The organism is Crystallibacter degradans (assembly GCF_012952295.1).
Taxonomy (GTDB): domain Bacteria; phylum Actinomycetota; class Actinomycetes; order Actinomycetales; family Micrococcaceae; genus Crystallibacter; species Crystallibacter degradans.
In genome coordinates, this window is sequence record NZ_JABBCH010000039.1 from 1 (window position 1) to 5,841 (window position 5,841).

At 63.0% G+C, this 5,841-nt stretch carries 8 protein-coding genes; 7 read left to right on the forward strand and 1 reads right to left on the reverse strand.

Going from position 1 to position 5,841, the window contains the following annotated elements; genetic code table 11:
• The first annotated feature begins 119 nt into the window (after positions 1-119).
• Entirely contained in the window at positions 120-1,157 is a 1,038-nt protein-coding gene (locus HGO92_RS24615) for a multicopper oxidase family protein (protein WP_346769076.1), read from the forward strand.
• 147 nt (positions 1,158-1,304) lie between these two features.
• On the opposite strand, the gene HGO92_RS22765 is transcribed toward HGO92_RS24615, so the two are convergent.
• Positions 1,305-2,555: an Nramp family divalent metal transporter gene (locus tag HGO92_RS22765; protein ID WP_169998931.1), complete on the reverse strand. Its 1,251-nt coding sequence runs from the start codon at positions 2,553-2,555 to the stop codon at positions 1,305-1,307.
• Between the two features lie 388 nt (positions 2,556-2,943).
• Between HGO92_RS22765 and HGO92_RS24400 the strand changes: the two genes are divergently transcribed.
• From HGO92_RS24400 to ssb, 6 genes are all read left to right on the forward strand, one after another.
• Positions 2,944-3,252, forward strand: a complete 309-nt coding sequence (locus HGO92_RS24400) for a DUF3105 domain-containing protein (protein WP_346769075.1) — start codon at positions 2,944-2,946, stop codon at positions 3,250-3,252.
• A 4-nt stretch (positions 3,253-3,256) separates the two neighbouring features.
• Positions 3,257-3,463 carry a DUF3105 domain-containing protein gene (locus HGO92_RS24405; protein ID WP_264669863.1) on the forward strand — a complete coding sequence of 69 codons (207 nt, stop codon included), beginning with the start codon at positions 3,257-3,259 and terminating at the stop codon, positions 3,461-3,463.
• Between the two features lie 2 nt (positions 3,464-3,465).
• Positions 3,466-4,095 carry a DUF305 domain-containing protein gene (locus tag HGO92_RS22775; RefSeq protein ID WP_169998933.1) on the forward strand — a complete coding sequence of 210 codons (630 nt, stop codon included), beginning with the start codon at positions 3,466-3,468 and terminating at the stop codon, positions 4,093-4,095.
• Positions 4,096-4,669: 574 nt separating this feature from the next.
• Positions 4,670-4,864 (forward strand): helix-turn-helix domain-containing protein, encoded by a 195-nt coding sequence (locus tag HGO92_RS22780; protein WP_169998935.1) that lies wholly within the window; start codon positions 4,670-4,672, stop codon positions 4,862-4,864.
• A 227-nt stretch (positions 4,865-5,091) separates the two neighbouring features.
• A complete protein-coding gene (locus HGO92_RS22785) occupies positions 5,092-5,343 on the forward strand; it encodes a glutaredoxin family protein (RefSeq protein WP_169998937.1) in 252 nt (83 codons plus the stop codon).
• Between the two features lie 38 nt (positions 5,344-5,381).
• The coding region (ssb, locus tag HGO92_RS22790; RefSeq protein WP_169998940.1) for a single-stranded DNA-binding protein at positions 5,382-5,841 on the forward strand (460 nt) is incomplete at its 3' end.

A 5,841-nucleotide genomic window follows, 5' to 3' on the forward strand; every position in this document is an offset into this window, starting at 1 on the left:
ACCGGCACCGTTACCGGCTGGGCCGGTCAAAGCGCCGTCATCCAACTCGACGAACCCACCGGCCGCTTCACCACCGGCCAAATCCGCTGCCCACCACTCGGACTCCAACCACTACCTGAATAGTTACCCCTGAATGGACACTGGACCAACCCGCGGCCACCCTCTGGTACCACCCCCACGTCCATGGGCAGACCGAAGAACAGATGACCCGGGGATTGGCCGGCATGTTCATCGTCGACAGCGACGGAGCGGACCAGGGCCTGCCCGGAGAATACGGGGTCGACGACATCCCCTTGATCGTCCAGGACCGCGCATTCGAGGACGACCGAACCTTCACGACGACCTCGGATGCGCAGACGGGGCTGCTGGGCGACACCATGCTGATCAACGGCACCGTCAACCCGCACTTTTCCGTGACCACTGAGACCGTGCGCCTCCGGCTCCTGAACGCGGCCACGGCCCGCGTGTTCAACTTCGGGTTCAGCGATAACCGGGAGTTCACCGTCATCGGCAGCGACGGCGGCCTGCTGCCGGCCCCCGTTGCCGTGGAACGACTGCTGCTCTCACCCGGGGAACGGGCCGAAATCGTGGTGCGGTTCCAGCCCGGGGAACAACCCGTCCTGCAATCGTTCGCCCAGGAGCTGGGCATGAGCGAAAAATTCAACAATGAAGCCGGCGGCAATGACGTCTTGGACCTGCTGCAGTTCAGGGCAGCCGCGAGACTGGCTGCTGCACCCGGGCTGCCCCTGACCCTGGCCACCCTTGAGCCGCCCGCCCTGGAAGCCTCGGTCGCCACACGCAGCTTCATCCTCAAGGGCATGTACATCAACGGAAAACTGATGGACATGTCCCGGATCGACGCGACCGTCGGCGCAGGGACGACGGAAATCTGGAATGTCAGCAACACGGACAGCCAGCCACACAACTTCCATGTTCACGGCGTGCAGTTCCGGATTCTGGACATCAACGGCGCCGAACCGGGACCGGAGTTCTCCGGCTGGAAGGACACGGTCTTCCTGCCCGTGCGGGCCTCCGCCCGCATCGCACTCATGTTCGGCCCCTACACCGACCCGACAACGGCATACATGTACCACTGCCACTTCATCCGGCACGCTGACCACGGCATGATGGGCCAGTTCACCGTCATCGAATCATGAGTACGCACCGTCCACAGCCGAAAGCCAGACCCAACTTTTGGATACCGTCCTTCCTTGCTATGAGTGTGCCGGAAGCCCTTGGTCCGCCCCATGTGTGAGCAGGAGCTGCGCTGGCACCGGACGCAACAAGGAACGGTTGCCCAGAGGCTACTGCCCGGAGACCGTGAGCACGATCAGGACGCAGTTCAACCCGACGATCAGGACGGCGCTGACGATACCGGCCACCCGAAGCGGGATGGAATCGACATGGATCCCCATGATCTCGCGGTTCCCCGTCAGACGGATCAGCGGGATCAGCGCGAACGGTATGCCGAAACTCAGCAGCACCTGGCTCAGCACCAGTGCCCACGTCGGCTCGATCCCTGCCCCCAGGATGATCAGGGCGGGAATCAGGGTAATGAATCTGCGCAGCAGCAAAGGAATGCGTACGTGCAGCAGGCCGCCCATGATCGTTGCGCCGGCGTAACAGCCAACCGACGTTGACGCCAGGCCCGAAGCCAGCAGTCCGATCCCGAAGATGACGCCGACGACCGGACCCAGCGCGTCGGTAATCGCGGCATGCGCGCCGGCAATAGTATCGGTGCCTTCCGTTCCGCGCAGGCTGGAAGCTGCCAGCAGAAGCATGGCAATATTCACCGCGCCGGCAACCAGCAGGGCGCCGACGACATCCCACCGTGTCGCCCGGATCAGCCGCTGCCGCTGTTTCGGGTCTTCGGCGTAGCCATGCCGGTCCCGGGCCAGGGCCGAGTGGAGGTAAATCGCATGGGGCATCACGGTAGCGCCGAGCATACTGGCCGCCAGCAACACGGTGGCAGTGCCATCGAAGCCGGGTATCAGCCCGCTGAGCGCCTCGCCCGGATCAGGCGGGTTGACGAACAGACCGGTCATGAACCCGCCGGCGATGACCGCCAGCAGGACAATAATGATGTTTTCAAACGAACGCTGCCCACGCATCGACTGGACAGCGAGCAAGACCATGGAAGCAGCCCCCACAATCACCCCGCCGGCCAGCAACGGCAGGCCAAACAACAGGTTCAGCGCCACGGCGCCGCCGATGACTTCGGCCATGTCCGTCGCCCCGGCCACGGCTTCGGCCTGCAGCCAGTAAGCCCGCCGGCGGGCGGTCGGCAGCCGTTTGCCCAGGATTTCGGGAAGGCTCATCCCGGTAGCCAAACCGAGTTTCGCCGACTGGTACTGGACCAGAACCGCCATGGCGTTCGCCATGACCAGCACCCACACCAGCAGGAAGCCATACTGCGCACCGGCGGTGAGGTTGGCCGCGACGTTTCCCGGATCCACGTAGGCGATTGCCGCAACGAAGGCTGGGCCAAGCAGCAGCAGCCTGGCCAGGACGCGCGGCCTGCTGCGCGGTCCGGTCAGGACGGGGGAAACGGGCATCGGAACCTCAACTGCTGGAGGGGAGAAAGCATGGTCTTGAACAAGTTTAGGCGCACCGAAAACTCATTACTAGGGGTGTCTACACATTTCTGGGCGCGTCCCGTCTTCGCCTCCCCGCCGCCGGAAATGGGCACTGGTTCTCAGGCTGCTTCCAGCCGGCCTGTAGAATCCGCTCAGGTAAGCACTAGAAACAACAGGGCTGGACGTTTAGCCACGGCCCTACGGCCGCCGTATAAAGGACAAGCAAGGGGCAGCTGCGTGACGAGCGGGAAAGCATCCAAACAGGCACGGCAGGACAGGGGCTGCCCGGCTGGAAGCGGTCAGGACGGCGCAGGCCCGGCAGTCCCGTAGACGCAGGATCCTGGCAGGTGTGGGCAGCCTCGCCGCCGTGGCGGTCGTCGGAACGCTGGTCACCGTCGCACTCAGCAACGACCCGCCGCCGCCCTCAGCGGAGAACATCGAAGTGGCCGGACTGCAGACGTTCGAGGATCTGAGCGCCGACCATGTCGATACGGCGGTTGCTTACGAGCAGTCGCCGCCTGTCGGCGGCGACCATGCATCCGCCTGGCTCAACTGCGGCACCTACAGCGAACCCGTGCCCGGCGAGAACGCGGTGCATGCGCTCGAACACGGCGCTGTCTGGATGACCTTACGACCCGACCAAGGTCTCGGAGGCGGATATCCAGAGTCTGGATGAAGCGATCCCGGACACGTACTCGGTTCTCTCGCCGTTGGAAGGAACAGAGTCCCCGATCATGATGTCGGCGTGGGGAGCCCAGGTCGGGCTCGATTCCCCGGACGACGAACGGATCGGCCTCTTTGTTTCCAAGTACTGGCAGTCCCCGGATGCGCCTGAACCTGGCGCTGCCTGCACCGGCGGGGTTGACGCGCCGGGCCGGACAGCCTGAGGGTGAAGAGCTATTCTTTGCGGATTGTTGCCGCCATCGCAGCCCTGGCGTTGGCCGTTGTGGCGGGCTGCGCGCTGGGCAGCTTGACTTCCCGGCCCGCCGTCCCCGGTGAGGGAAGCGCGGAGGCCGGTTTCGCGCGCGACATGCAGGTCCACCATCTGCAGGCCGTGGACATGAGCATGATTGTCAGGGATCGCACTGAGGATCCGGCCATCGATCAGCTGGCCTACGACATTGCCCGTTCCCAGCAGCAGCAGGCGGGGCAGATGTACGGCTGGCTCTCGCTGTGGGGCTTGCCGCAGGCAGGCGCGCAGCCGGCCATGGCCTGGATCGGGGGTGCCGGCCACAACACGCATAGCGGGACACCGGCGGAAGAGAGCGCAGCTACTGATACGGCGATGCCCGGCATGGCCACACCAGAAGAACTGGCAAAACTCAAAGCCGCCAACGGGGCCGACGCCGAACGGCTCTATCTCGAACTGATGATCGAGCACCACAAGGCAGGCGTTACCATGGCAGAAGCCATCCTGCCCCGCACCGATATTCCGGCCGTAGAATCCCTTGCGCAATCGATAGTCACCGCGCAACAGTCCGAAATCACTTACATGGACCAGCTTCTCGCCGCTCGTTGAGGTGCGCGGGCAGCCGGGCCACTTCGTGGCCTTCGATCTCCTCGCGGTGAAAGGACACGACATCCACCAGGAGCCCCGGGACAGTAACGTTCAGCATCCCGGGTGTGCTCCGCGCTGTCCATAGCCCCAATGTAGGACGTTCGCGCCCGGGAAGCACCAGGCAAACAGAAAACCCCAAAGCAAAAATCCGGCTGGGGACGACGGGGTGGGGGAGCGGGACCACCATGCACAGCAACCGCGAAACCAGGCGCCGGAAGGGTTCACAACCAGGCTCAACCGCAGCAAATACCTGACTCACCATGGGCTCCCGGACGCACCAAAAATTGGGCAAAACCCCTAGTGTCACAACCGCTGTCATTTTCAGAAGCCGACTGCACACCGTCAGGCGAAATGACGGGCTTCGTGCAGGGGACTATTGAAATTGGATTGTCAGGAGTCCTGTGCACAATCGGTCTTCTTGCTTAGAAGTCGTGTGCACAACGCTGTACGTTCTCAGGAGTCCGCTGCATGAATCGACACAGCAGTCCACGGGAGGCGGTGTCAGTTGGGGATCCGGAACCGCACACGCGAAGGAATGAGGTCGAAAAGTCCAAGGGGCGGCACCGTGGCAAACAGCCGAAACTCACAGTCAAAGCAAGAAGCTCACGTCAACAAGCTCCACGCCTCGGACGAGTACAGCACGCGGGAGCTGGCCGAGCTGTTCTCTGTAGGCAGGTCTACCGTCTACCGTGCCATCCGACGCGCAGAGCCAAAACTCTCCGGCCCCTAATTCGCTTGTGCGGTCGACTTCGGACATTCCGTGCAGACGACTTCTGAAAGTGACAAAAATGCCTGCCCCGCCGCAGGCTCCCGGACCAACCGACAAGGTAGGGGGGATAAAAACCCCTAGAATACGCGGCAAAACCCCTAGTCATTCAGATGAATGAACGCTAGAATAGAGGTATCAAGTCATCCAGACGAACCTCACCAAAGCTGATACGAAACGCAGGACTGAACATGACTACTCCCACGTACACCAAGCCCGGCTGCTTCCCCTGCCGGAAGACCATCGAGAAGTTCCAGGACGCCGGCATCGAGCCGCACGTCGTGGACCTCACCGAAACCCCGGCAGCACTGGACTACGTCAGCGAAGAACTCGGCTACTCCCAGGCGCCCATCGTGGTCATCGACGACGACTTCCACTGGTCCGGCCTGAACCCCGACTGCATCCAACGGGCCATTCACGCCCTCACCCACACCACCGACTGATCCGCCGCGAACGAAACCAGAGAACAGGACGCATAACCATGTCAGGCGAAAACAGCATCACCGTCACCGGCAACCTCACCGCCGACCCCGAACTGCGCTTCACCCCCTCCGGCACAGCGGTCGCAAACTTCACCATCGCCTCCACCCCCAGGACCTTCGACCGCCAGGCCGGCCAGTACAAGGACGGGGACACCCTGTTCCTGCGATCCTCCGTCTGGCGTGAAGCGGCCGAATACGCCGCCGAAACCCTCACCAAAGGCACCCGCGTCATCGCCCAGGGCCGGATCAAGCCCCGCAGCTACGAAACCAAAACAGGCGAAAGACGCACAGTGCTGGAGCTGGAAATCGACGAGATCGGAGCATCCCTGCGCTTCGGGCCCATCCCCCGTGGGTTCACGAAAAGTGAAGGGTCTTCCGGTGGGAACCCAAGTCCGGAACATGCGGTAAATGGAACCTCCCATCCGGTGGATGGGTTTACGATCAGTCCGCGCGAATACG

What these genes read in the sequence shown, in the direction of transcription:
- HGO92_RS22785 (WP_169998937.1), top strand. Translation starts at nt 5,092, where the DNA reads ATGACTACTCCCACGTACACCAAGCCCGGCTGCTTCCCCTGCCGGAAG.
- HGO92_RS22765 (WP_169998931.1), bottom strand. Translation starts at nt 2,555, where the DNA reads ATGCCCGTTTCCCCCGTCCTGACCGGACCGCGCAGCAGGCCGCGCGTC.
- HGO92_RS22780 (WP_169998935.1), top strand. Translation starts at nt 4,670, where the DNA reads ATGAGGTCGAAAAGTCCAAGGGGCGGCACCGTGGCAAACAGCCGAAAC.